This window comes from Bacillus sp. AY2-1, from assembly GCF_008368965.1.
GTDB classification, from domain to species: domain Bacteria; phylum Bacillota; class Bacilli; order Bacillales; family Bacillaceae_G; genus Bacillus_A; species Bacillus_A thuringiensis_S.
The window spans coordinates 1-25352 of the sequence record NZ_QPEL01000131.1; the positions used below are offsets into that span (position 1 = coordinate 1).

Below are 25352 nucleotides of genomic sequence, written 5' to 3' on the forward strand. Positions count from 1 at the left end.
AGCATAGATTGTAACCCAGATACCTTTACCTTCAGCTTCTAACTTTTTATCTAGTTGAGACAAATGCTCTGAAACTTTTCTTTTTCCCCATCTTCTAGGAAACCATTGAAAAACCTTAGGAACATTATATTTTTTATTATACCAAGTATTCAATCTCCCAAAAATGAAAAAAAACAAAACAATAATTATAATACGAAAAATATCAGAATATGAAATTCCTAAAACCATATTATATTTTCTCCATTTCCACCAAAACTCAGATAATTTACTTCTTAATCCTAATTCATCCTCTGTTTCGAAACCCTTAAATAATAAATGAATTATTTGATTATGATTAAAAAACACATTATATTCTTTTGATAAATTACCATGAGGATATGGACAAGAAACATAATCGCATAATTTATTATCAGCTTGTTGTTGCTTTCTTCCATAAATCATAAGAGGTTGATTAATTTCTTCTATAAGAGCTACAGAACCAATTGGTAATAATTAGCCTCCAATTGGAAAATAAGGGACAAACAAAGACAATCTACTCAGCTACCCTAAGATTTTAATGGTTTAATATTTTGATTTTCAAGTTTGCCTTCACAAATTCCTGTTAACACTAATAATAAGAAAAACAGGCCGTAACGGGCGATCAATTTGATCATAAAGGTCATACGCTTCGCCAAGTGGAACATCCGAATCATGTGGTTGTTCACCCTGTAACAATTACTAACAGCGCGTAGAAAACATTTGGATAAATAAGAGGCAAATAAATGATTAAAAAGTTGTAACCCCTACTATAAGAAATACTATTATTACTAAAGGAAGAATGATAATCATAAAGGATATTATTATTGTTAATAATGCTTTCCATGCTGAAAATTGGTGTGCTTCTCCTAAACATTTTAAGGAAATAATGATTGTCCAAATTCCAATAACTATATCAATTATGGCAAAAATAAGAAACAAAATCGTTAAAGTTATGCTACTCTCCATTTTCGGTGTCTCACTCGTAAAGTTTTCTATCCCAAACAAGAAAAATGAAGGCACCCAAACTAATATAAGAGAGTAAACGTAAGGGATATAAGAATAGGCAACTGAGTAACGTGTTTTCTCAAAGGTACCTTGTCCACCAAGTTTTTTTGCCACCCAATTAAATAACGCTGGTAGCAAAAAATAATAAATTAAGAAAGCAACGAAGGTACCGAATATAACCATTGAGATTATTGAAACTGGACTACTTATTGAATCCCCCATATTTTTAGAAGATGCTCGATCTAAAGTCTGTACGAATGAGCCTAGTAAAATGAGTAAAAACACATTCTTTGGTTTGGATATAAAAATTTCTTTCATTGTATCACGTGGTTTTGTCCAAATGGAGAACCAAGGATTAAGCGCACGTTTAAATTGATTTTCTGGAGTTTCCATATAAAAAACATTCCCCTTTCTTAAAACATATTAAATGTAAATCCCTAATTATCCCAATTATGTACATATAAATATTAAAGCATAAATAGTCGATTATTTAAATGTAAATATTCAATCATTTAATTTCATCTGAAACTTAGGGGGAGTGCTTCTTAGCAATTACCTCTATATTTTCTTACATTTTTAACTATGGGCTGATTAGTTACTTTCATTTTTGAGTACCTCACATTCTTTAATACACGGGATAAACAGCTATAATCTTATCATCAATAAGAACAAACCTAATTTCCATTCCTTGAGATGTTTTACCACAATATAATCTTCCACTTATACATCTTTTATTGCTATAAGCCTCGTAAATGGCTTCCATAAGAAGAATGCAATTATACACTTGAAATGCAACAAATCCTCTTTAAAAGCCTATACGTATTTTCCCTCCATCTTCTATATGCTTACGTAAATAATAATACTTATGGAGTTCTATAATCATATAAAACAAAGCAAACGAAAACACTGTGCATGCAGACATAAATACAATTGCCCCCATCTGTTGTGTTGCAATGCTAAGAATTATATTAGCAATTAACTGCCCCAATCCCGCTGCAATAGCTGCTACTTTTACACCACCAGTTCCTTTCGATGATTTTGATTTTTTTCTTGGTTCCTGAAGCTTTTCAATATGATTTTTATAAAAATGATACAAAGCGAAACTATACAAACCAAATGAAAGAATAAAATAGATGGGAGTTTGTAATTGTAACACTTCATAAGCATATTTTTGAGTTATAACTAATAATCCGACTGAACATATGGCGCCATATACTCCTCGAAATAGAGTGTATTGTAACTGTCGTTTCCGAGGATTGATAGCAATCCATATCGCCCACAAATTTAAAAAAATAACTGGAGGAGTTACTATATATACATAGAGTAATCGAAAAGGATTCGCAAAAGCAGGCAAAAGAACAAACACATCTGCCCCCAAAAGGACAAGACCAATTACGTGGACTCTTATTTCATTTACAGGATAAAGAGCCATATAATGTGCAAAAGCTTTCTTATTAAAATCTAGACTTTTTTTCATGTTAATTAAACCACCCCGCTACTGTTCCAATCAGTAAAAGTTTCATAACTATTCATTCTCTCCCCCTAAATTTATCCATAATATTATGAGCAACTATATTCCATAGTAAAGAAAGTACGGTAACAAAAAGTACAGCTAAAGAAAAATAAATCCTATCCTTCCATGTATCATGTACAATCATGCCTAGTATAATCATTATTAACGCACCAACACATATAACTATTTTTGAAAATTTTCGCATTCTATTATCTCGCTTCCTTCTCAAACTTAAATGAAACTCCTGCGGAATCTATAACCATACCCACCTATTACAATCTCACCTTTGGAACTTATATCATAATCACCTAATACAGGTATATAATTAGGTATCTTAATTTTAGTAATTTCCGCTTCATATGTTTGCAACACTATCAACGTTTCAAATGTCCTTTATACATTCCTTATTTAACCCCAAAACATTAAAATATGAATATTATAAAAATTAACTATCTACTTCCCATCAAAATTACGGTAATCCTATTAAGCCTGGGATTACTCCTTCTACCTTCGCCCATTCAAACGAGCACTCAACTAACATTTGATTCTTACACTTAATTCTTAATAAACCTTCTTCTATCGTATTTATTTCAAAATAATCAATTATATTTTCTGTCCCTAAACCTTTTATTGTTAAATTATGAATAGTAAAGAAAGATATCTCTACATAAATTACATCCCACTTATCCCATCTTTTTGGCTTGTTTTCAACATTTTCCTTTGTCATCAATTGAATAACTAAAGTAGGACCATCTCTTTTAAGACGCACATCTAATAACTCTGATTCTTCAAACTTTGGTATTTTCCCAAAAATACTAATTAACGCTTGTGGATTTAAAAATTTAAATTGATCAATCATTTTTATACTTCCTATTTTTTATTTCTCTTCTCAAAATAATAATGATCCTCCATACGATCTACCTGTCCTGTTCGTGTATTGTATTCAAGTCTTACATTATGATGCGGTGACTGATCTCCAATTCCACCTTCTCCAAACTTATGACCCTCTGAATGATCTTGATTGACCTTTTACTTCATATGTAAATTCTCGAGTTATAATAGGCTGTTTATTATCATTTAATATCCTTTTACCATTACTATCTGTTAATAGTACCATTTTTTGACTAATCGGGTGTTGAAATCTAGGTATATTTAATTGTCTTTTAATTTCTTTTAAACTAGCCCCCCTAGATTCATGAGAATTTCCCCCCTCAATCTTCTTAACTTTGAGATAATATTAAAAAGACTTATGCGTAATTCACATAAGTCTTACTTTTGTTACTCATAATTAATTATTCGTCCTCGTCTTCAAACTCATATAAGCTATCAAGTAATTCTGCAAAAGATGAACAAACAGGATAGATTGATTCTTCCATTTCTTCTTCCTCATGGTCCCAAAATACGACTGTTGGTGACTGAGGATTATTTCGGTAATCAAAGCATAGAAGGTTACCAAACGGGTCTCTAGCAAAAGGATATACTTTATCTACCAATCTATCTTTTATACTATTATATGTTTGCAGCATAGAAATTTTTCTCTCAGAGTCTAAGGATAAAAGGTTATTAAGTGAATCTTCATCCCGATTAGGAATATTGAATGTATCTGGAGTAGGATAGCCACCATCATATTTCTTTACACACTCAATAAAATCATTAGGAAATTTAATACCAAAGTACTCTTCTAATTGTTCAATTTGTTCATCTGTAACTTTTTTCTCACTTACATTAATCCATGTAATGTTGTTCATAATTATAAACCGCCCTATCTTTTCCTCAAATTTTATATCCACCTGTATGACCAGTATCGTGATGTATCTGATAATCTACAAGTTGTATTCGACCAGGTTCCTGATTATGAAAGATTTAAAATTAATTCTGCTAAACTATCACAGATTACTTCGAAGCTTCGGCTTTCATAATCTTCTAATTTTACTTGTCCATTTTCATTATCTACAACTACCAAGAGACCATTGAATTCCATACCAATAGGAATATTATTCAGTTGATTATCATGTGCGCCTTGGTACCCTTGTAAAGATACATAAAAATCATGCAGTTCAATTCCTGGTATAACAGAATTTAATTCAAAATCATAACCTAAATAATTACCTCCTAAGTCTAAAAACCAATAAGAATTAGAATATTCTTTAATTGAATTATATAATTGTATCCCCAAATCTTTTTCTATATTAGAAAAATCATGAATTATATTTTTTTCTAACGGTTTCCAGAATACGTATCCCTCTATATCTGGTTCTCCTTCATAGATAAAAGCCTCTGCTTCTTCTATCCATAAAGATTTTGGCAATGAATTATTACAATCTTGCCACTCTCTAATTATTTTATCAAAACAATTTTTCATTTCATTTTTCATTTTTTTATTTACCGCCTAATGTATGATGTTCAATAAATTTCTGAAGCATTTCTACATATCCTGCATCTTTTCCCCCATGCTCCAATCGATTTTTCTGCGTTATGAATCCCTCCAAAACCAGGATGTAGTGGCAGCGGAACACCAACAGCTTGACCACCACCAATATGGTGATGGACTAATTTAGTTCCACGTAATCCAGTAAAATCATATTGTAGAAATTCCCCTCTAAATCATTAAGGATTTAGAGGGGAATTTCTTTATCACATAAGTAATATCATTTCTTATTAAATTTACTGTGTATCAGTTCAAAGAATTTATTTGTACCAAGTGAAATTGCGCCAATAATAAGAACACCAATAATAAAATAAATCTTTTTAAATAAGTTGTAAGGAGATAAAATAGCAACTACAAGAAGTATTATAATTGCAACGAATGTGACTAATTTCCCAACTTTAAATGCTTGCATATCAGCTTTCCTCCTTCTGGATAAAAACAGCCAATATAGTCATACATCACAGGTTCTTTAACCATAAGTTTTTGTTTCCTTCCATAAATCACAATACTTAAAATTCAATAAACCTCTTTAAAAGGTTTCATGTGTTCTACCCCCATCTTCTATATGCTTCCTTAAATAATAATACCTATGGAGTTCCATAATGAAATGAAACAACATAAACGAAAGCATGGAATATACACACATTAATACAATTGCTACCATCTTTTGTGTTGCAAAACCAAGACTGATATTAGCAATGAGTTGACCCAATCCTACAAAAAACAATACTCCAAAACTAGAGTTTTTTTTCGATGATTTTGATTTTTTGATTGATTCCTGAAGTTTTTTAATATGATTTTTATAATAATAATGCAAAGCAAAAATATACAAACCAACCGAAAAAATAAAATAGATAGGAGTTTGTAATCCTAACATTCCATATGCAAACTTTTGGGTTATAATTAATAATCCTACTGAACATACGATGCCAAATACCCCACGAAATAGAGTGTATTGTAATTGCCGCTTCCTAGGATTTATAACAATCCATATTGCCCATACATTTAAAAAAGCAACTGGTGGAACTATTATGTACATATATATCGGTTGAACAGGATTCGCAAAAGCAGGTAAAAGCACAAATATATCTGCTATCCCAATCACAAGAGTAATTATAGTCGATCTTATATCATTTACAGCATAAAGAGCCATATAATATTCAAAAGCTTTCTTATTAAAATCTATACTTTTTTTCATGTTAATTAAACCACCCCGCTACTGTTGACCAAGTTTTTTTCATTTCCCCTTTAATACATAATGAGTAAAATATGAATCGGTTAATTTTACTAAACATATTATGAGATTTTGTCGCGAATTTTCAAACATCAAATCTTTCTATTGAATATTAGCATATAATCAATTCTAATCATGAAACATTCTACCTTTTATAATAATTTTGGATAAGTTATAAATAGTCTCTACCTATTAATATTGTATAATTCAATAAATTTGTTAAGACTGTCTTCTAATCTCTTAATTGTGTTTGGATACTTTTTTGAATAATCCTCACACATTTTTTTTAAATAATGATAAAATGTTTGATAATCAATTATTACCTCATCACCACTGTATAATACAAATTCTACCCCTTCAAATGAATCTCCATTGGCAATATCATACTCATCCAAATCTCCTGGAAAAGTACATGCGCCATATTCCTCTCCAAATCCTACTCCTTCACAAACTGAATTGATTACCTTTAAAAATCTTTCATCATCTACCATATTAAACACTGCTTGTATAGGAAAATGGGTTAAATCTAGTAAATCCTCATCTTTTAATCTAAATTCTCTTTGCATACATATCTCTCCTCGTATATCTTTAATTTATTCTGGAAAAAAAGAAGAGATTTCTCCACCTTTATGGTATCCTCTCCAAGTTATTTCTTTACCGTCAACACCCGCCCCTTCTCTCGAAAGAACTCCATCACTGGTTTTTAATTTAGCGTCATTAGCTGCTTCAATTCCACGGTTAATAAATTCCTTATCACTTATAATTTTAGGATCATAAATGTTGTTTGTGAATACTTTATTTCCATACTCTCCTGTAGGGGTGCCATCCATATTTAACTTAGGCATATTGTATTCTACTGTTTTTACACCTAGAATTTTTGAAGGTGATTCACTGACTATTTTTAATATTGTTTTTAAAGAACTCTTCACTGTTGTGTGCTCCATCAATACCTCTCCCTCTCCTTCTTGGAACAGAGGGATCTATATTTTTAATATGATTTTCTAATTTAGGAGTCGCTTTAAACTTTCAAGTGATTTAATGGTGAATGTTTTTGATACTTTTTACCTATTATGGACATTAAAAAAGCTTATGCAGGTTATACATAAGCTTTTTTACTCATGATTAGATATTTTTCAAATGCTACACCTTAATGCAAGTCTTAAAAAGATTAAATATAATAGTCAGGATTTTCATCCATTTTAATTAAAAATTCTTCTAAAGAATCCGCTATTTTCTCATCTTCAGAGTAAGTAGGACATTGACCTAATTCATTTTCCTCTTTAAATTTAATTGTTAAAAAGTTAAGTTCTGTTACTTCAAAAAACACTAATGAATCATCATCTAGGTTTGGATTATATTCATAAATATCTTGCCTTAAACGGAAATCTGCAACTGAAATCGGGTCCATAAATCTGTTGAAAAACGTTCTTGTATCAGACTTAAAAAAACCACAACCTATTTCTTGATAAAAGCGTTTCAGTTCTTTTGGAAGTTCCATTTGTAATAAGCTTTCTGCCTCATCTATCTCATCTTGATATATAGGATAGAAAATAGGTTTTTGTTTAGAACGGACACTTCTGTCTGCTACAACATATTCTTTTAAAAAATTAAACATAATTTTTAATACCCCCTATTAAAGAAGGGTTATTTTTAACGCTTCCTCAAGCATTGTATTAAAATCATTATATGTGTTCATTACCGTACCTGATGGTTTATCAAGTTCTAAATAAGTACCGTCTGATAAGCTCTTACAAAACCACGCAATATTTGAATCGCCAAAGAAAAGATACTCTTTTTGAAATTCATTTTCATACCAAATCTCATTCGTGTCTATAAAACCGCAAATATGTTCATCTTTTTTTGTTTCTAGTAAAGAAGAATCAACTCCGTAAAGTACCAGTCCATCAAAGTCTAAACCATTTACAGTTTTAAGAAACTCTTCGTATTCCCTCGGTAAATCAACATTAAATTTCTCTTTTACATGTTCTCTTAATCTTTGAACTTCAGTATCCGTTGCGGGTATATTCAGCTTATAATTAACACTTTTCAATATATCTCCAATTTCCAAAATCATATTTTTCCACATATAAATTTCACCATTGCTTCAGCTTGAATCAGTTCAAAAATTTCTTTTTCATTTCCCTCATAATTGTTTAACATTCTTAGAATTTTTAAATCCTTTACATCCATGTCACTAACTCCTATCAATTATTTTAGGACTTTCTTTTACATGTTTGCTTCTGAATCCCATACCTCGATAAATTCAAAACCTTTTAAATCACTTTCTAACACTGTATTTCTAAATTCATCTGATACAAAAACGGAAGGAATATGTAATATTTCATTTAAGTAAACTTTAAATATTGTTTGGTTCTTAACCATATTAGGTAAGAATGCGTATTTTTTGAAATCTATTACTAAGCCAGAACGTAGTTTCTTTAGTATAGCTTTCTCATAGTTAATAGCATCTAGTGCATTTAAAACGTTAATTATATAATACACTTCTCCCGTCACATCATGAATTAGGGGAAGAAATTCTACATTATCACCAAGTATAGACTCTAAAAATTTTTTAGCTTTCCCACTAACCATTGGCGTACCAACTTCTCCCCAAAAATGAGGCAAATCACTTTGATTTCCTTCTTCTACACATTTAATACGTATTTCTCCCCATGAATCAGATGCTTTTACTGCCGAGTCAATTTTCCCTTCAAAATACTTTTTAGAATCTTCTTCTAAGTTCAATAGTTGAAAGGATTCATAGTCATCAAATGAACTCTTTAATTCCCAAATTTTCATTTTTACTCTCCTTTGTTATTTTTCTATTATAAGATTACTCTTTCTTCGGTTTATTTAATTTTAATTCACCATTCAATAAACGTTCTCTTATATCATGTAAGGCGTCAACAGCATCTTCTTGAGTACCGCCCCGTTTCTTAACAAGACTTAATACTCTCTCTACTTCAAGTATATACTCTGAACTATGCTTTCCTATGTGTAAGACTTCAGTAGTCACGTATTTATTAACTTTATAAGGTAAAAATACTCCATTAGCCGCCGAATCATGGTCTATCCCAAATTCCTTTAATAATTTTTGTGCCTTTTCTGCCCTACTATCATTCCAAGGTGTTAGATGATGTGCTGCATTAGAATATGGGGGTGGTTCAATCCCTGCATCCTTAAGTTCTTCACGTAATATTTTAGATGCTGTATACGAATCAGGATACTCATTTTTCACTTCAACTCTATCAAGAACTTTATCCGCATAATCTTTTATTACTTCTTGTACACCTTTAACTCTACTTCTTCCACCAGTTTCAGAAAACATAAATGTATCACGGGCTTCTTGTAAAACTTCAAATGTTTTTATCTGATTGCTACCAAAGCCACTAGTACCTGCGAATGCAAATCGTTCTTTCAATGGTAAATGATTCGAAACAGACGAAATACCTTCTGAGAATTTTGTTAGATTTGCAGTAGTTGCTACCTTCGATACTTTACTTAATCCTTTATCACCAATAAGTCCTAATCCAACTTGTGTTAAAGCATAACTTCCCCACTTTGCCCGACTTTCTGCATCTCCATTTATTACATCATTAATAAATGAATCTGACAATGCATTATACATCGTACTAAGGGTATCAATAGGGTGCAAAGCAGCGTTCCCCATGTTTTCCCACGTTTCCCAATCTCCTAAAGCTTTTATTCCGTCTATTGTATCGCTAACTGCTTGTCCCGTACCATCTACAATACCGTCCCAAATTTTTTCACCAGTAGATTTTTCAGGTAGCTTACCACACATTTCACCTTCTTCAATTGAATTGGCAGCTTGTCGTGCCCTCTCTTCTGTAATCGCTTGAATTGAAGTTGTCCATTCCATATTCAACCCTTGCGTACTAAATGTACCACTTGCAGGACTAAACCCTTTCCCACTTTGAACTTCCGCAAGACCTGCAGCAATACTAGCTGCTAATTGAAGTGCTGTACTATAATTATTACTAGAGGTCTGATTGAATTGATACAAATGATCCAGCTTTTCTTGCAGTTTTTTCCTCATAACAGTAAAAAGATTCGCCATAGCGTCCATACCTGGGATTGGCATAGCTTGACTGATGGCTTCCATACTTGCTTTCATTCGGTCAATTTCTCGAATTTGTTCTAATATTTCTTGTTCAATTACATCTGTGGAAGCGACTTGTGATTGAAATTGACTTGGAAAAGCATCGTTCTGGCGAATTAACTCTTCACACAGATAAATGATTCCTTGCGCTAAAGGACGAAAGGTTTGTACAAAAAATGATTTTGCACTGCTATAAGTTTGTCCTTGTAGAACAGTATCAATTGCAAAGGCATCAATTGACTGAATGACTTGTTCCATACCTTGAATAGTAGCGTTACATACAGCATTCATGCTTTGAGTTTGGCTTCGTACCTCTCCCAAATACATATTTAAACTCATGCATTGACCTCCCTTGTTAATTGTTGTTGTTGATAGGAAAGGGCGTTTTCTAAATCATTAAGGTCTCGTCTTTCTTTAAGCAACGTTTCTTTTTTGTTTTCCAATTCAAATGTGACTTTTCGTTCAATATGTTGTGCATCTTGATACGTATTCATAAAAAACTGGGACATTTCTCTATCACCATGCCAAGTTCCTAAAATTCGATCAAACAAACGACGATTTCGACTTCTACATTCATAAAAATCTGCTTCCGCTTGTTCTTGAGCTTGAATCGCAGATTGATTTCGGTCTTGTTCTTCAAATACACTTCGTAACTTTTGATTTACTTGATTAATTTGTTTTTCAATATCTTGACTCATCTTTTTCCTCCTACTATTTTACTTTACGTAGGTTGTCACATTAGCGAAAAGTATTGTGAAGTTCGTTATCCATTCTCTCAAATTCATTAGATACCGAATGAATATTATCAACCGCTTGTTGAAAGGCAGCGGAAAATTGTTTCGTCAAGTCTAACATTTGTTGATTCGCTTCTTGTGCTTTGAAGTTAACAGATAATGTTGTACGCGTCGCCTTTGTTATAGAACGAGTTGTTGCACTTTGAATCCTATCAGGGGCTGATCCCATTTTCGTAGCAATTTGCGTTGCTGTTTGTAAATTACTTTGAAATTGTCCCATTCTTTCAAACCCTTTCTATAAGTTTTCCAAACGCATCAAAGAAATCTCATAAAATATATATCCCTATCAATATCACTCGCTCTAGGCATGCAATCAAATGAGCCATACACTATAAGCTGTATGGCTCATTTGAAATGCTTGTTATATAGAGTATGACAATTTTTATTTCAAACCGAAATTACGTGATAATTCTTCATCATGAGAAGCAACAGCTTCTGCAGTTTTATTCAGCTGCATATTAATTTCTTGTAATAGCTGTGCGAAGTTTTGTACTTTTGGCTTTAATTCATTGAACTGTTGATCAAAACCTTCGAAAGCACGACCTTCCCATTCTCCTCTTAATTCATTTTGCAAGTTTTGTAGTTGACTTAAAATGTCCTCAATTTGATTTGCACCTTGTCCATATCGAGCCGCTTTCGATTTAAGCTCCTCTGGTGACATACGAATTTGTCCAGTCATTTTCATTTCCCCTTTAATACATAATGAGCAAAATATATATTAGTTAATTTTACTAAATATATTACAATGTATTAATTTGAACTTTTAAACAATTTATCTTTCTATTGAATATTAGAATATTAATATTCTACTTTTTCTTGCTTTACAAGATTTTATGCAAAAAAGACCACCAAAATGAACTGACCCCATAAAGTTAGACAGGTCGTTTCATTAGGCAGCCTTTAGGGCATGAGTTCGATATTGTACCGGACTCATGCCTTTTAGTTTTTCCTTAATTCTTTTGTGATTATAATAATCGATATATTTTTCAAATTCTTGTTTAAAGTGTTCTATGCTTTCAAAATCTTTTAGATAAAGAAATTCAGATTTCATAATAACAAAGAAACTTTCAATAACCGCATTATCGTAACAGTTCCCTTTACGAGATATACTTTGCGTAATCTTGCGTTCCTTTAGGGCGTGACGATACTTCTTCATTTGATAATGCCAGCCTTGATCAGAGTGAATAAGGAGTTCGTCTTCTTCTGTCAATTGTTGAAAAGACTTCTCCAACATCTTTGATACAAGTGAATAGGTTGGTCTTGAATCAATTGTATAAGCGATTATCTCTCCATTAAATAGATCTAACATCGGTGATAAGTAGAGCTTCTCGCCACATAATTTAAATTCTGTTATGTCTGTAACCCATTTTTCGTTCGGCTTTTCAGCTTTAAAATTACGTTCTAAAATATTTGGCGCAATCTTACCTACTTGTCCTTTATACGAGCGATATTTTTTCATACGAACTAGACTCTTTAAACCTAACTCTTTCATAATTCGTTGAACTTTTTTATGGTTGATTTTGTGTCCTTCGTTCATTAACTCATCGCGAATACGGCGATATCCATAACGACCTTGGTGTTCATCGTAAATGTTTTGAATTAAGGATCTTTAGCTCTTTATCTTTATCTGGTCGATTAGAATTCTGTATCCAGTAATAATATGTACTTCGTGGGAGTTCTGCTAATTTTAAAAGTGCCTGCACCGGAAATGCTTTCCTTAGTTCATAGATTACTTGCGCCTTATCTTGTTTGGTGATTTTTCCTTGTTTTGAACTAAGGCATTCAACTTTTTTAAATAAGCATTCTCCATACGCAAACGCTCCAATTCAGCTTGTAATGTTTCTACTGACTCTTCTGTTTGTGTTTGTTTCTTAATTGATTTTTGATTGTCCTTAGTCATAGATTGACGCCCCTTTTTCTTCGATTTAAGGGCGTCTACTCCTTTTTGATGTAGCTGAATACGCCATTTTCTAATAAGTCCAGGTGAAGAAATATTAAAAATGACTGCCGTTTCGTTTGGAGACGTCCCATTTTCGAACATATAATTTAGTACGTCTAGTTTATACTGTGCAGAATACGTTGTATAGCCTTTTTCAAAGGCCCGGATTCCATGATATTCAAATTGTTTTATCCACATGCGAACCACTTCGTGATTCGCTCCCAATGATTTCGCAATATCTTTTATACTCTCACTTCCATCTTGATAATGTATTACTGCATTCATTTTGTCTTCTGAAGTAAATTTAGTCATAAAAAAACTACACCTCCAATTGTTAGACTGTGTCTAACAATTGGGGTGCAGTTTTTTTATTGTTTCTTGCAAGTGAATTATTTATATTCCTGTCTATATAATTTAAACGAATAAATAGCTCCAATAAAAAATACAAAAGCTTCAAATAATATAAAGATTTGACGGAAATTCTCAATATCTTTACCAACTAAAGAAATAAATATAGCATTCATTAGAATTTGAGTAGTAAACATACGAGAAGTAATTTTTAAATAAATAGCATTTGTGCTTTCATCTGGTTTACCAATTTTTTTGTAAATAATAATAAGTGCAATTACTGAACCCAAAAATAGAAGTGCTGTAATTCCTACAACGATATTGAAATTGCCTGTACTTTCTAACATCCATTTATTTAATAGATCAATCATTATTATCTTCCTTTCCTACATAAGAGAATATTTCGTCCTTCTTTTTCACTATAATAAAAAAAGAAAAAGGAAAACATCGAACTTTCTTACAAACATTCGTGTATTCTTACAGTTTTGTCATTTTGTAAATGTATTCATCGCCTTGCCTTTCACTATTTTCTTTGGAAAACATAGTGAATTACGAGAAAGAGCGCTACAAGATCAACTTCCAAGGAGTAGTGCACTAAAACTCTTAATTAATGCAATTAGTTTGTTTTAAAGTAGTAAGTGGACACAATACTTCTTAGTTGTAGAAAGTATCGAGATCCCTGTGCCAATTCCAGCGTTTGCTGCAGCTCTATTAATTGGTTTAGGAATAATCCCGCTTTGTTCTTAATTTAAGGAACTCCAAACAGCCCTACCTTTCAATTGATAAACCCTCAAGTGTATGAATGCTTGGAGGTTTCTTATAAAAAAAAGACGCCATAAGGCGCCCCCACAATTGGGTAGATAAGACTTTAGTTTTCCAATCTAAAGAAGTTTTGTATCAGCTCTTTGAGAGTATATCATAATATTCGGTTCATTTATTATGTATTTTTACATACCTATAAAAACCCCTCTATTTTCCACTTAATAAAATGAATTACCAATATTAATAAGATTCAAATAAACATTTCTACAAATTCAAAACATTTACAAAATAAGAAAAGTGATATATTTAAGGTGCAAGTTATAAAAAATATTAAGGGGGATTTATTATGTTCAAGAAATTAGTAGTTGGAGCATTAGCAACTGGTATTAGCTTAATTGTTAGTGCATTTGGAACACCGTTTAATAATAGGATGCAGGTGTTAGCCATGTTACATAGTAAATTCGTTGAAGATTCGGTTCTGGTGCAAAAATGTTAGTTGGAAACATAAAATAGCAATTTTCTCTTCATTTCTATCTTATGAAGCTAAGCCAAACAATTTAGGAATAAATTCTTTCTGATTTTGGACAGACTTGTCCGGTAAAACAAGTTGCCCGTTTTTTATCATATGCATAGATTCGACACCACTCAATATAGAGATTGCTGTTTTAAATGACTTGAATCTCTACAGGATAGGCAGGGTTCTTATCTACTGTTATCACACGAGGTTTAGAAACATGCGAAAAAGCCAAGGCTTTCTTGAAAAAGCGCTTGACTGCTGGTTTATCTCTTGATTTACTTAGATAAAAATCAATTGTATTACCCTCTGAATCAACTGCACAATATAACTATATCCATTGACCTTTTACTTTTCTTTCAACTTAGGTCTTATATCTTTCTGTAACGTTTGTGAGGGATTTAAGTGTCAATTCTTTGTACGATAAATTTCAATGTTAAAATCCGCTTTTTTCTTTTTTCTTTTCTTCAGACCCTCTTATTGATTCTTCTAAACACTTCAATAATACGTCTTCACTTTTGCATCGAATAGCTTCATAAATTTTAGGTCCAATGTTCTCAGGCAATTGCCTAACTGCAACATAGAATCCACTAAACAACATTTCTAATTCACTTGCTGTAAACTCATACTTCTTTAACTCGCCTTCCGATTTGCGTACAGATTCATTCACCAGAGCATTCTGTGTTATATCTAACAAACATATTAAATAATCGTATAAACTTGCATTTTCTTATATATATTCAATAACTTGCAAACGTTCATTAGGAAATCTTCTCAACGCTTCCATTTTTATCTGTCTATAACTCGGAGTGTGCTCATGAATATCTGTTAAAAACTCTTCAGTGCTCATAACTCTTCCCCCTACATACTCATGTTATATATTTTAACATGTATAACTCGTCAGAAATAGAAACATTTATTTAGAATGCTAACGGATAACCATTTTTAATTTAATCCCATAGATGAGGTCTTTTTAAACCTAAAGCCCTCATATCTCTTAATAATTGCCCTGTATGTACGGCTTCATGATACGCCATTCTCATTAACATATCTCCAAGGTTTCTAGTATATCCTACATCTGAGCGATCTATTTTTATATTTTCAAGATCTTCCTCATTTAATCCCATTATAAAATCTAAGAAATTTTTTCGATAAGGTTTTGCAAAATCAACCTCATCTTGAATGGTTGTAAAATCGCGTGTATTGAAAGGATTTGGTTCATCATCGCTATAGGGCAAACTTTTTCTAGTCTTTAAAATTTCAAGATATAAATATTCAGCTTCTAAAACATGCCGTACTTGTTCTAATATAGTCATTGAAGATGAATCAACCCTATGAAATAAAACCTCACTGGGAATAGAACTCCATAAATTTAAACTTCTCCGGCGTACTTCATTAGAATTCATAATTATTAGTTCAATTTTGTTCATAAAATAACTCCCTTTACACTTAACTAATTACAATGCTGTATCATTTTGAATCTTATCTAATCTTTTTCTATCAAATAAACCAAGACTTACACCTACGATTGATGATACTATCGCGAAAGCACCTGCAACTAAGAAGATTGACAAAACATTTATTGACTCAGCCAAAAAGCCAGCTATCATAGCACTAAAAGGTAAAGCTAAAAATGCTACCATTCTAGTAGAACTGATAACTCTTCCGAGCAACTTGCTAGGTACAGTCTCTTGTCGCAATGTAAACCAATTAATAGCTAATAAAGTAACTGATCCTTTAATAAAAATTTGACAGAATACTAAAATTACTAAGCTGAATTGAGAGAAGTACAGGAGCATCTGGGCAAGTCCTATAACAATCCCTGAATAAATAATAACATTTCCTCTTGGAATATGTTTAAATTTACTTGCAAAATAAACAGCCAAAATTGGTCCAATTGCCTGTAATGAAAAAATTAATCCAATATTTATAGGACTCAAGCCTAGATAATCTTTCAAGTAATACATAAAAAGAGATTCTACAGCTCCAAATCCTATATTAATACCAAAAATAACTAGAGAACCAACTAAGATAATTTTCGTTCCAAAGACATATCTTAGTCCTTCAACAATAGGTTTTACTAATTCAGGGCGTTTCTTCTCTTCTTCAGCAAAATCTCTAAATTTTAAAAATAAAAATATTGTTCCTGATAAAAAGAAGGCCACACTTGTTATTAATAAAACATTCGAATTCCCAAAAAGCGCTATTGCAATCCCCGCTACGGCGGGTCCCAAGAATGTGATAATCGTTTCGCTTAGTCTAAAGAATGAGTTACCTTGAATAAGATCCTCTTTAGATAAGATTTCAGGAACTGCAGATTCAAAACTAGGATGATGAAAAGCTGCTAAAGCAGATAAGGTAAAAGCGGCAATATATATAACTATTATGCTGTTATAACCACTTAAAAAAAGTATAGGAACTACGAGTACAAAAAGCGCTGAAGCATAGTCTCCTATTATCATTATCTTCTTTTTAGACATTTGGTCTGCTAATGCCCCACCTATTAAACTAAAAATAACTTGGGCTCCAAGCTCTAATGCTAGTACGAAGGCCATTTTACTTGGAGAATGGGTTAAATCATAAACAATTAATGGAATTGCTATAGTGAAGAACCACATTCCTAATTTACTTATTGTCATCCCAGAAAAAAGTATTACATAATTCTTATTTAAAAAAACTTTAGGTAGCATATCAAATCACTTCACTTCACTTTTAACTACTTGACCACAGAGAGGACAATCTAACATTTTTTCCCACGAAGAAACAGTATTAGTTTCTAGGGTTAAAAAGTCCACTTCCATAACTTTCCCTAAAGAAATAGGTTGTGCAATCTGCGTTAAAATTTTTAATGCTTCATTAACAATTGTTCCAGCTACAATAGCTACGTTTGGACTTATAGCAGCATTGTTTCTAGTAAACTCCATGTTATTCATAGCTTCTAATTGCTCGTCTTGTTTATCGTTTAATTGTCTTGCATAATTAATGTGACATTGTACACAACCTGTCTTAGAAGGAATCATAGAAAAGAATCTACCACGAGTATTTAATACTCCACCATAAACCATTGGCAGATTACATTTAACCACACCTTCGTTTACCCAGTTTGCAATATGTAATGTTGGCTTATCTGCAACACATATCACAAGCTCAGTTCCTTCAATATGTTCAATCACATCTTGAGGTGACTCTATTTTCTTATTTATAATTTGAAGATCCACATTAGGGTTGAATTGGGATATTCGCTTTTTAGCCATTTCAACCTTACTATTCCCTATATCTGATTCCGAATAAAGCAACTGTCTATTAAAATTACTTAATTCAATATTATCAAAGTCCAGAGCTTTTATATTATGAAATCCTAATGCTGCCAAATGATACAGTACTTGTGTTCCAAGTCCTCCTACACCAAGAAGTGCAATAGGCGTTTCTAAAATCTTTTCTTGAATTTTATATTTATCTTCTCCGAATTTCGTGAATAGTGAAAAATAATTTATATTCGCTTTATATCTTTCTAAGGTGTAATCATTGAGTTCTGGTACAATTGAATTATCTTCTAAATAACCTTCATTTCCTAAAACTTTTATAGCCTCAATAATTTCATTTGAACTAATATCAGGAAATTCTTTTTGTACTTCTTGAACGATGTTTGGAATGTTTCTCTGGCCATCTAATTTATTTATTAGAAATGAGATGCTACCAGTAGGGTCTGGAATTATACCTGCTAAACCTTCTTCTTCACCAATTTGAATTTCTTTATTTAGGAAAAAATAAGGGATAGTTTCTTTAAATTTTGGTTTCATTTTATAACATCTCCTTAATTAATTGATTAATTAAAAAATTAAGAAGAACCGGAAATCCGGTTCTTCTTAATGACTTAACCTGGTACATTAGTAAGTGCATTAGCAGCAACTACTTTTTTAGAAGCTTTTTTTACTTTAACGATCATATGTAATCACCTCCTACATTTGATAAATCTAGCATAACACACAAAAAAGAGAAATTACATAATAGTCTGATAGTTTCGGGTTGAGAAACTTTTTTTTGAAAATTATAGAAATAACTATTTTTAGTAGTTTATTCACCTGTAAAAAATCAATCCATAAGCAAGTTTAAGTCTTGATAGGTTAAGTTTCCATTTGAATGTAATAATTTTCCCTGTTTAAAGGTGCTGCTTATCTTATCAAGGTTTGTTAGAATATTCCTAAAAGCTGAAGATCCAAGACTCACTCTCTCAATTTTTAATGTCTTTATGTTTTGCATGGAATTTAAGTTTTCACTTTGAAGCAAATTTATAGGTAACTCTATATTTTCTCTAAGTACTTTTATTGTCTCAATATCCTTAACTCCAGGAATAAAAATACAATCTGCTCCGGATTTTTTATATTCTTCTGCACGAACGATTACATCCTTAATACGATCTTTTAAATCGCCAATATCTAGCCAAAAACTATCAATTCTTGCATTTATGAAAAGATGAGGCGAATAAGCTTTAATAAAGTCTAAAATGACCTTTTGCTCATTAATTTCTCTTAAATACGTACCTCTCCCATCCTCTATATTTATACCTACCACTTCAAATTTTTCTAACTCGTTTAATATTTTTCGTAAATCAAAAATATTAGCGGCATATCCTCCTTCAATATCAGCTGAAACAGGAAGTTTGGTATTTTTCGAGATATTACTAATGGAATTTAACATTAACTCTAAAGGAATCTTCTCGCCATCTGGATAACCTAAGGTTGCTGCGATACCAGCACTAGTAGTCCCAATCGCTTGAAAATCGTTTCTCTCAAAAATCTTAGCACTTGATGCATCCCATGCATTTGGAAGCATTAATGGATTGTTTTGATCATGTAACGTTCGAAATAACTTAATTTTCTCTTTAAATTCCAATTTAAACACCCTTTAGTAAATTATTTTTTTAGTTTTACACTTGACTTTTTTTGCACCTACTAGTTATGTTGTTTTACATAACGGATTAAATTAGATCTTGCAGAAAGGATAGGTGTGAGTATATGAAAATCGCGATAGTAGGTTTAGGACCAAGAGGTATATCAGTATTTGAAAGAATAGTCTCTAATATTTTATCTGAATTAAAATCAGAATCTTATGAATTTTTTTTGGTTGATCCACATCCTCCAGGAGGAGCTGTATGGAGAACAGACCAGTCACCTCAACTTTTAATGAATACAGTGGCTTCGCAAATAACTTTATTTACTGATGATAGCGTCCAGTGTCGGGGTCCTATCGTTAATGGGCCTAGTCTATTAGAATGGGCAAATGAATTAAGGGATAAAATTGACACTTTAGATATGCCCACCGTTATTACAGAAGAAATTTATTCCTTAGAACCTAACTCTTACCCTACAAGAGCTCTATACGGCTATTATCTTAAAGATTCATTTAATACTATTCTTGAAGAATTACCCTCAAATATTAAGATTAACTTAATTCAAGACACATTAATTAATCTCTATCCGAACAATGAAGATTATACTTTATTTCTTAATAAGTCTTTAACACCAATTAAAGCTGAAAAGGTTATCTTTACAACTGGGCACTCAGATCAGAAATTAACTTCAGCTGAAGAACATTTCTTTGAGTTTGCTAATAGTAACAACCTAAATTACTTCCCACCATCCAATCCAGCAGATGTTAATTTAGATTCAATAGAACCTAAAACTCCCGTAATAATAAGGGGATTAGGCCTTAATTTTTTTGATTACATGTCACTTTTAACAAGTGGGAGAGATGGAAAGTTTGAAGAAATTAATGACAAATTAAATTACATTCCCTCTGGTAAAGAACCTTTATTAATTGCAGGTTCTAGGCGAGGCTTACCTTATCACTCTAGGGGACAAAATCAAAAAGGTTCTTCAGAAAGACATATCCCACTATTTCTAAAAAATGAAGTTATCGAGCAGTTAAAACATAAAAATAACCTAAGCTTTAAAAAAGAGATATGGCCTTTCGTAAAATTGGAAGTTGAAAGTATCTATTATACAACTTTAATTCGCAATCTCTATGGAATAGAAAAATCTTGTCAGTTCCTTTACGAGTTTGTTAATTGTGCCATAGAATACCATAAGGATCTTTTAATCAACTTTGGAGTAAAATCAGAACTATTTTTTGATTGGCACAAAATTAGTTGTCCTTATGGTGATAAAAAATTTAATTCAATAACAGACTTTCATAATTGGTTAGATACTTACTTACATAATGATATTAACGAAGCAAACCTGGGTAATAAAAACAGTCCACTAAAAGCCGCATTAGATGTTTTAAGGGATATCCGAAACGAAATAAGAATACTTGTTGATCATGGAGGAATAAATGCTGAATCTTATAAAGAAGAGTTACGCAATTGGTATACACCTTTAAACGCATTTCTTTCAATTGGCCCTCCTGTTCAAAGAATCAAAGAATTGAGGGCATTAATAAGAGCCGGAATTTTAGTTTTAGTTGGACCTGAAGCAACTGTAGCTACTTCACCTATAAATAAAGATTTTAAAATTAGCTCTAACCGTGTTAAGGATTCGATATTTCATGCAAAGAACCTAATTGATGCTAGACTACCCTCAGTTAATATAAATCAAAGTAAAAATATTTTAATCTCAAATATGTTAAAAGCAGGTCTAGCCTCAGAATTTAAGATTGCAACGAACAATAATTATATTTTTGAAAGTGGAGGTTTAGCAGTGACTCCCCCCCCAAATAGATTAATAGATAAAAACGGTAAAGTTAATCCTAATTTATACTCCTTTGGAATTCCAACAGAAGGCGTTCATTGGGTAACTGCTGCGGGAGCGCGACCAGGGGTTAATTCTGTAACACTCCTTGAATCCGATTCAATTGCAAGAGATGTTCTAGGCTGCAATATTACAATTAATAATGTGTATAAGCAGACCATTAGCTGAGGAATTATTCCTCAGCTAATGGTCTTAAATTGGTTTTATGTATAACTCAACCACTTGTTATAAACATCATCAACAAACTTTTCACTCAACCCTGTGTATGATTCTGGATTAGTAAGGGAATTTATCTCTTCATCGCTAAAATACTTCTTAATTTCATTGTCTTCTAATAAAATATCTTTTAAATCTTTGTCTTCTTCAAAAGCTCTCATTGTTAATTCGTACAATAAATCATGGGCAGTAGTTCTACCAATTATCTTCCCCAATTCTAACATTACGTTCTCAGATACTATTAAACCTTTGGTAAGAAAAAGATTCTTTTTCATTTGTTCTTCATTTACTATTAAGTTTGTTAAGACATTTTTAAGTTGTTCTAATGCGCCGCTTAAAGTTATGCAAATTTCCGAAATATAAGACCATTCAGATTGCCAAAATGTAACATCTCTTTCGTGTTTCTGAATCATACTGTCAATAGCTAAAGTTGATTTTCTATTGACTATTTTAGTTAATCCCACAATATAAGAGCAAGTCATAGGATTTCTTTTATGCGGCATAGTGCTACTTCCTACTTTACCAGAATGGTACCCCTCTTCTACTTCTCTAATCTCTGTTCCTTGAAGGCTTATTATTTCTTCTGCAACTTTAGCTGTAGTTGCTCCAATCATATTTAAAATCATGCTAAATTCTGCAAATCGGTCTCTAGACGTGTGCCAAGATACTAAGGGTTCAATTAGGTTTAAATTTTTCACATACTCTTTTCTAACAGCTAACCCTTGCGCTCCTAATGAAGCTAAAGTACCAACTGCACCTCCCAGTTGCCCCACTAAATATCGGTCTGCACCTTGTTGTAACCTTTCTAAGTGACGACCAAGTTCATCTGACCATATAGATATCTTATATCCAAAAGTAATCGGTAAGGCATGCTGACCTAACGTTCTGCCTGGCATTACTGTTGACTTATATTGCTGGCTTAATCTCAAACATATCTTTAATATTTCTTGAGTTTGATTATAAATAAGTTCATGAGCACCTTTAATTTGCAGGGTAAGTCCCGTGTCAATTATATCTTGTGTTGTTGCTCCCCAATGAATGTACTTACGTGATTCTTCATCACATAAACTCTCGAACTCATGTAGGAATGCTACAAAGGGGTGTCCAGTTTTTTTCATTCCTTCTCTAATCTTATTAAAATCAAGTTTATTTTGGTCAGCTGCATTTGCAATATTAGTCGCTGCATTTTGAGGTATAATACCTAATTTAGCTTCAGCTTTTGCTAAGGAAACTTCTGAATTAAGCCACAATTGTATTAAATTCTCGTCTGAAAAATTTGTTCTCATTTGTTTTGTACCAAACTGGTCCTTAAAGATTTCAGAATCAATTGGTGTCGAATTCATTAGTATCACCTTTCTTTTTCATTAATTTAAGATAAAATATCTACTATTGATATTAGCATATTAATGTAAGTAATTTGTCTTAAAATTGATTTTATATATTTTTGAAACCTAAAATGAAAAGGAATACGGGAACAAAAGAACAAAAAAACACAACAGATAAAAGATTCTTTTCGTAACAAACGAAGGGATCTTTTATCTGTTGTAAGAACCATGGGTTCCCAAGAATCCTTCACCTATCATTTATTCATTTCCTGTTCCCAATTATCAACTTAAATATCCGCTACTCCCTGTTCCAATGGCTACACATCTCCTTTTGTTACTGTAGCTTGTTCATATAACGTGTTTAACGATGTTATTCCCCATAAAGAAAAAGATAATCCACTTAAAATTGTAATCTCGATGACAGTTTTCCCCTTACCTTATATAACGTAGAAAGCTGAAAAAGTACTTGTTATATTGTTATTATTCCTTCATACTCGTCTCTACATAGTCTAAATTCAATTCATTAAATTCTTCTAATGTATCTAACGCTCTAACGTATTCTATGGGGGTATTTCTTTCTTTGTTGGATAATAGCTTGTTGTATTTTCCCATCTGTTTGCAATTTTTCGACAGCAATGTCTCATACGATATGAAAAACTCTACTAGGGTGTCTTTTACCCAATATTCAAAAGGTTACATGTGTTTGCTGACTAAAAATTATTTCCTTATAAAGGATAGAATCACAATAATTATGCATATAATTCCGCCTAAAAGCTTGTCCTATTTCAGTGATTTTGTCTAAAAAATTTTGCGTATTTTTTTAACTGTGTTCCTTTAAAATTTCTCATTTCTCATGAGTCTGTTCAGTTTTTTAAAGTGTAACTTTGTTTAAAAAGCTTTGCAACAGAATTACTACCAGTAACACTCGTCATATAATTAATAATTTGTTGTATATATTCACTATTAATAATAGGCCATTGAATACCTAATAATTTTAGTGTTTTTTGAGTTTCAGTCGAATCAAGATTTATTGGTTTATAACAATTATCTTTTGGTTCTTCAAATGTCATGAGGTTTTGAATATCTTCCTGTTTCTTTTTATCTTTAGAAAGTTCTAAAATAAATTGTTGATACTCTGTTTCAGAAATTACTTTAATTGGATATCCCATTGAATTTAGTAATTTTACAAGTACATTTAAATTTAACGTAAGATGATTGTATATATGATTTACGCAATTTTTGCTATTTTCATGTATTTCATTTGAAGTTACAAACCCTGTGATAATTTTGCTGCAATAATCTACAGGTGTAAACTCAACTTCACTTGATAATAATACATCTGTCACGATACCATATTGTAATATAAATTTTAATTTGCTCATAAATGCATTTTCGGTGAAGTTATATTGATGTTGTCCATCAATATATCTATTTGTAAGATTTCCTACTCTATAAATAGTAGCATCTGTTCCCCTTAATATTGCCTTGAATATTTCATATTCCGCCAAAAATTTACTTTTCACATACACATTATCTTTGTAATTTTGTTTTACATAAAAATCGCTTTCTTTAAATATTGTTTCCGTTTCATTTAATACAAATTGTCCGGCTACACCAGTTGTAGATATATGATGTAAATCCTTAGTATCACCAACAAATGCAAGAAGTTCTTTTACCGCCTGGACATTTGCTCTTTCAAATTCACTATACTCGCCAAAATGTTTTGTTAAAGCTGCAGCATGAATAACAGTTGATATTTGTTGATGAAGCTCCTTATATAATTCGTTTTCTAATCCCATATTTTGTTTAGCTAAATCACCTTGTACAATAAAGATACGTTGATTTACTAAAGATTGATAGTTTACAAATTTATTTTTAAAATAAAATTTTAACATGTGTAATAAACGATTATTTGCCTCTTGTTTATTTTCCCCACGAACTAAACAATATATCTTACATTCTGTAGTATCCAATAGTTGTTCTAGTAGGTGAATACCTAAGAATCCTGTAGCACCTGTTAAAAGTATTTTGCTATTATTACTAAATTCGTGTCTTTTTGTTTTCTTTAGCTTCTTTGGAGGAGTTGTCAATTTAATATCTAATGTATCTGAATGTGAATTTACTTTATATCCATATTGAATTTTTTTAGCTATATTATTAATTGTTTTTAATTCAAAGTAATCTTTAATAGTTACATTCCAACCTTCAGAAAATGTTTTTACTAAAGTACTCATAATTTTTAAAGAGTGCCCACCTAGATCAAAAAAATTATCATTTACCCCAATGACAGAGGAGTCAATCCCTAATACCTCTGACCAAATTTCTACCATTTTTTGCTCTACTCTATTCCGAGGTGCTATATATCCCTCGTTCGTTTGTATAATAGA

28 protein-coding genes and 7 pseudogenes are annotated in these 25352 nt (G+C 31.7%); 3 read left to right on the forward strand and 32 right to left on the reverse strand.

Annotated elements, in window-relative coordinates:
* From DN403_RS24465 to DN403_RS24585, 24 genes and pseudogenes are all read right to left on the reverse strand, one after another.
* The coding region (locus tag DN403_RS24465; protein ID WP_149185841.1) for a hypothetical protein at positions 1–228 on the reverse strand (228 nt) is incomplete at its 3' end.
* 24 nt (positions 229–252) lie between these two features.
* Positions 253–441: pseudogene (locus DN403_RS24470) on the reverse strand (DUF4176 domain-containing protein); the annotation flags it as partial.
* A gap of 324 nt (positions 442–765) precedes the next feature.
* Positions 766–1416, reverse strand: a complete 651-nt coding sequence (locus DN403_RS24475; protein WP_000449726.1) for a Yip1 family protein — start codon at positions 1414–1416, stop codon at positions 766–768.
* A gap of 412 nt (positions 1417–1828) precedes the next feature.
* Complete coding sequence (locus DN403_RS24480; protein ID WP_042597218.1) at positions 1829–2500, reverse strand: hypothetical protein; 672 nt, start codon at positions 2498–2500, stop codon at positions 1829–1831.
* Positions 2501–3005: 505 nt separating this feature from the next.
* On the reverse strand, positions 3006–3395 hold the full coding sequence (locus DN403_RS24490) for an immunity 50 family protein (protein WP_016078029.1): 390 nt from the start codon (positions 3393–3395) through the stop codon (positions 3006–3008).
* An 11-nt stretch (positions 3396–3406) separates the two neighbouring features.
* On the reverse strand, positions 3407–3517 hold the full coding sequence (locus tag DN403_RS31925; protein ID WP_255452065.1) for an HNH/endonuclease VII fold putative polymorphic toxin: 111 nt from the start codon (positions 3515–3517) through the stop codon (positions 3407–3409).
* 311 nt (positions 3518–3828) lie between these two features.
* Positions 3829–4284: an SMI1/KNR4 family protein gene (locus DN403_RS24500; protein ID WP_016078030.1), complete on the reverse strand. Its 456-nt coding sequence runs from the start codon at positions 4282–4284 to the stop codon at positions 3829–3831.
* A gap of 25 nt (positions 4285–4309) precedes the next feature.
* A pseudogene (locus DN403_RS32225) lies at positions 4310–4393 on the reverse strand (HNH endonuclease); the annotation flags it as partial.
* Positions 4389–4910, reverse strand: a complete 522-nt coding sequence (locus tag DN403_RS24510; protein ID WP_149185838.1) for a SecY-interacting protein Syd — start codon at positions 4908–4910, stop codon at positions 4389–4391. The gene DN403_RS24510 and the pseudogene DN403_RS32225, both read right to left, overlap by 5 nt.
* 29 nt (positions 4911–4939) lie before the next feature.
* Positions 4940–5077, reverse strand: a pseudogene (locus DN403_RS31930) (hypothetical protein); the annotation flags it as partial.
* A gap of 107 nt (positions 5078–5184) precedes the next feature.
* Positions 5185–5376 (reverse strand): hypothetical protein, encoded by a 192-nt coding sequence (locus tag DN403_RS24515; RefSeq protein ID WP_001147554.1) that lies wholly within the window; start codon positions 5374–5376, stop codon positions 5185–5187.
* An 11-nt stretch (positions 5377–5387) separates the two neighbouring features.
* Positions 5388–5480, reverse strand: a pseudogene (locus DN403_RS24520) (DUF4176 domain-containing protein); the annotation flags it as partial.
* Positions 5481–5493: 13 nt separating this feature from the next.
* Positions 5494–6162: a hypothetical protein gene (locus DN403_RS24525; RefSeq protein WP_149185839.1), complete on the reverse strand. Its 669-nt coding sequence runs from the start codon at positions 6160–6162 to the stop codon at positions 5494–5496.
* Between the two features lie 221 nt (positions 6163–6383).
* Positions 6384–6764 carry a ribonuclease toxin immunity protein CdiI gene (gene cdiI, locus DN403_RS24530; protein WP_001188528.1) on the reverse strand — a complete coding sequence of 127 codons (381 nt, stop codon included), beginning with the start codon at positions 6762–6764 and terminating at the stop codon, positions 6384–6386.
* Between the two features lie 27 nt (positions 6765–6791).
* Entirely contained in the window at positions 6792–7142 is a 351-nt protein-coding gene (locus DN403_RS24535) for a CdiA family toxin C-terminal domain-containing protein (protein ID WP_001999206.1), read from the reverse strand.
* 224 nt (positions 7143–7366) lie between these two features.
* Positions 7367–7813, reverse strand: coding sequence for an SMI1/KNR4 family protein (locus tag DN403_RS24540; RefSeq protein WP_000481679.1), 447 nt, complete (start codon positions 7811–7813; stop codon positions 7367–7369).
* Between the two features lie 18 nt (positions 7814–7831).
* A complete protein-coding gene (locus DN403_RS24545) occupies positions 7832–8284 on the reverse strand; it encodes a YrhA family protein (protein WP_000265800.1) in 453 nt (150 codons plus the stop codon).
* A 140-nt stretch (positions 8285–8424) separates the two neighbouring features.
* A complete protein-coding gene (locus tag DN403_RS24550; protein WP_000707085.1) occupies positions 8425–8997 on the reverse strand; it encodes an imm11 family protein in 573 nt (190 codons plus the stop codon).
* Positions 8998–9031: 34 nt separating this feature from the next.
* Complete coding sequence (locus tag DN403_RS24555; RefSeq protein ID WP_149185840.1) at positions 9032–10657, reverse strand: AHH domain-containing protein; 1626 nt, start codon at positions 10655–10657, stop codon at positions 9032–9034.
* A complete protein-coding gene (locus DN403_RS24560) occupies positions 10654–11016 on the reverse strand; it encodes a DUF3958 family protein (protein WP_000076127.1) in 363 nt (120 codons plus the stop codon). The genes DN403_RS24555 and DN403_RS24560 overlap by 4 nt, the downstream gene beginning before the upstream one ends.
* A 40-nt stretch (positions 11017–11056) precedes the next feature.
* Positions 11057–11332 (reverse strand): TIGR04197 family type VII secretion effector, encoded by a 276-nt coding sequence (locus tag DN403_RS24565; protein WP_000529663.1) that lies wholly within the window; start codon positions 11330–11332, stop codon positions 11057–11059.
* Between the two features lie 162 nt (positions 11333–11494).
* Positions 11495–11791 (reverse strand): WXG100 family type VII secretion target, encoded by a 297-nt coding sequence (locus DN403_RS24570; RefSeq protein ID WP_097891332.1) that lies wholly within the window; start codon positions 11789–11791, stop codon positions 11495–11497.
* A 210-nt stretch (positions 11792–12001) separates the two neighbouring features.
* Positions 12002–13363, reverse strand: a pseudogene (locus DN403_RS24580) (IS3 family transposase).
* A gap of 77 nt (positions 13364–13440) precedes the next feature.
* On the reverse strand, positions 13441–13770 hold the full coding sequence (locus DN403_RS24585; protein WP_000566275.1) for a hypothetical protein: 330 nt from the start codon (positions 13768–13770) through the stop codon (positions 13441–13443).
* A gap of 139 nt (positions 13771–13909) precedes the next feature.
* Between DN403_RS24585 and DN403_RS32380 the strand changes: the two are divergent.
* Both DN403_RS32380 and DN403_RS31345 read left to right on the forward strand, forming a co-directional pair.
* Positions 13910–14026: pseudogene (locus DN403_RS32380) on the forward strand (transposase); the annotation flags it as partial.
* Between the two features lie 481 nt (positions 14027–14507).
* Complete coding sequence (locus DN403_RS31345; protein WP_000473828.1) at positions 14508–14657, forward strand: hypothetical protein; 150 nt, start codon at positions 14508–14510, stop codon at positions 14655–14657.
* A 39-nt stretch (positions 14658–14696) separates the two neighbouring features.
* Here DN403_RS31345 and DN403_RS24595 read toward each other — a convergent pair.
* The 6 genes and pseudogenes from DN403_RS24595 to DN403_RS24620 form a co-directional block, all read right to left on the reverse strand.
* Positions 14697–15030: pseudogene (locus DN403_RS24595) on the reverse strand (DDE-type integrase/transposase/recombinase); the annotation flags it as partial.
* A gap of 81 nt (positions 15031–15111) precedes the next feature.
* Positions 15112–15345, reverse strand: coding sequence for a hypothetical protein (locus DN403_RS24600; RefSeq protein WP_001005923.1), 234 nt, complete (start codon positions 15343–15345; stop codon positions 15112–15114).
* A 280-nt stretch (positions 15346–15625) separates the two neighbouring features.
* Positions 15626–16105, reverse strand: coding sequence for a DinB family protein (locus tag DN403_RS24605; RefSeq protein WP_001033113.1), 480 nt, complete (start codon positions 16103–16105; stop codon positions 15626–15628).
* Positions 16106–16132: 27 nt separating this feature from the next.
* Positions 16133–17365 (reverse strand): MFS transporter, encoded by a 1233-nt coding sequence (locus tag DN403_RS24610; RefSeq protein WP_000937089.1) that lies wholly within the window; start codon positions 17363–17365, stop codon positions 16133–16135.
* A 6-nt stretch (positions 17366–17371) separates the two neighbouring features.
* Positions 17372–18475 carry a HesA/MoeB/ThiF family protein gene (locus tag DN403_RS24615; protein ID WP_098829685.1) on the reverse strand — a complete coding sequence of 368 codons (1104 nt, stop codon included), beginning with the start codon at positions 18473–18475 and terminating at the stop codon, positions 17372–17374.
* 292 nt (positions 18476–18767) lie between these two features.
* Positions 18768–19568, reverse strand: coding sequence for an isocitrate lyase/PEP mutase family protein (locus tag DN403_RS24620; RefSeq protein ID WP_000394562.1), 801 nt, complete (start codon positions 19566–19568; stop codon positions 18768–18770).
* A gap of 122 nt (positions 19569–19690) precedes the next feature.
* Between DN403_RS24620 and DN403_RS24625 the strand changes: the two genes are divergently transcribed.
* Positions 19691–21592: an FAD/NAD(P)-binding protein gene (locus DN403_RS24625; RefSeq protein ID WP_074791116.1), complete on the forward strand. Its 1902-nt coding sequence runs from the start codon at positions 19691–19693 to the stop codon at positions 21590–21592.
* 35 nt (positions 21593–21627) lie between these two features.
* Here the strand turns inward: DN403_RS24625 and purB are convergent, their stop codons facing one another.
* Together purB and DN403_RS24635 are read right to left on the reverse strand one after the other, a co-directional pair.
* Entirely contained in the window at positions 21628–22983 is a 1356-nt protein-coding gene (gene purB / locus DN403_RS24630) for an adenylosuccinate lyase (RefSeq protein WP_016078039.1), read from the reverse strand.
* An 845-nt stretch (positions 22984–23828) separates the two neighbouring features.
* Positions 23829–25352, reverse strand: a 1524-nt coding sequence (locus DN403_RS24635) for an SDR family oxidoreductase (RefSeq protein WP_255452064.1), incomplete at its 5' end; no start/stop codon positions are given.

Coding starts and splice junctions, on each gene's coding strand:
- DN403_RS24475 (WP_000449726.1), bottom strand. CDS start 1,416: ATGGAAACTCCAGAAAATCAATTTAAACGTGCGCTTAATCCTTGGTTC.
- DN403_RS24490 (WP_016078029.1), bottom strand. CDS start 3,395: ATGATTGATCAATTTAAATTTTTAAATCCACAAGCGTTAATTAGTATT.
- DN403_RS24535 (WP_001999206.1), bottom strand. CDS start 7,142: ATGGAGCACACAACAGTGAAGAGTTCTTTAAAAACAATATTAAAAATA.
- purB (WP_016078039.1), bottom strand. CDS start 22,983: ATGAATTCGACACCAATTGATTCTGAAATCTTTAAGGACCAGTTTGGT.
- DN403_RS24525 (WP_149185839.1), bottom strand. CDS start 6,162: ATGAAAAAAAGTATAGATTTTAATAAGAAAGCTTTTGAATATTATATG.
- DN403_RS24565 (WP_000529663.1), bottom strand. CDS start 11,332: ATGGGACAATTTCAAAGTAATTTACAAACAGCAACGCAAATTGCTACG.
- DN403_RS24625 (WP_074791116.1), top strand. CDS start 19,691: ATGAAAATCGCGATAGTAGGTTTAGGACCAAGAGGTATATCAGTATTT.
- DN403_RS24570 (WP_097891332.1), bottom strand. CDS start 11,791: ATGACTGGACAAATTCGTATGTCACCAGAGGAGCTTAAATCGAAAGCG.
- DN403_RS24605 (WP_001033113.1), bottom strand. CDS start 16,105: ATGAACAAAATTGAACTAATAATTATGAATTCTAATGAAGTACGCCGG.
- DN403_RS24610 (WP_000937089.1), bottom strand. CDS start 17,365: ATGCTACCTAAAGTTTTTTTAAATAAGAATTATGTAATACTTTTTTCT.
- DN403_RS24615 (WP_098829685.1), bottom strand. CDS start 18,475: ATGAAACCAAAATTTAAAGAAACTATCCCTTATTTTTTCCTAAATAAA.
- DN403_RS24510 (WP_149185838.1), bottom strand. CDS start 4,910: ATGAAAAATGAAATGAAAAATTGTTTTGATAAAATAATTAGAGAGTGG.
- DN403_RS24545 (WP_000265800.1), bottom strand. CDS start 8,284: ATGTGGAAAAATATGATTTTGGAAATTGGAGATATATTGAAAAGTGTT.
- DN403_RS24480 (WP_042597218.1), bottom strand. CDS start 2,500: ATGAAAAAAAGTCTAGATTTTAATAAGAAAGCTTTTGCACATTATATG.
- DN403_RS24500 (WP_016078030.1), bottom strand. CDS start 4,284: ATGAACAACATTACATGGATTAATGTAAGTGAGAAAAAAGTTACAGAT.
- DN403_RS31345 (WP_000473828.1), top strand. CDS start 14,508: ATGTTCAAGAAATTAGTAGTTGGAGCATTAGCAACTGGTATTAGCTTA.
- DN403_RS24585 (WP_000566275.1), bottom strand. CDS start 13,770: ATGATTGATCTATTAAATAAATGGATGTTAGAAAGTACAGGCAATTTC.
- cdiI (WP_001188528.1), bottom strand. CDS start 6,764: ATGCAAAGAGAATTTAGATTAAAAGATGAGGATTTACTAGATTTAACC.
- DN403_RS24550 (WP_000707085.1), bottom strand. CDS start 8,997: ATGAAAATTTGGGAATTAAAGAGTTCATTTGATGACTATGAATCCTTT.
- DN403_RS24555 (WP_149185840.1), bottom strand. CDS start 10,657: ATGAGTTTAAATATGTATTTGGGAGAGGTACGAAGCCAAACTCAAAGC.
- DN403_RS24515 (WP_001147554.1), bottom strand. CDS start 5,376: ATGCAAGCATTTAAAGTTGGGAAATTAGTCACATTCGTTGCAATTATA.
- DN403_RS24560 (WP_000076127.1), bottom strand. CDS start 11,016: ATGAGTCAAGATATTGAAAAACAAATTAATCAAGTAAATCAAAAGTTA.
- DN403_RS24540 (WP_000481679.1), bottom strand. CDS start 7,813: ATGTTTAATTTTTTAAAAGAATATGTTGTAGCAGACAGAAGTGTCCGT.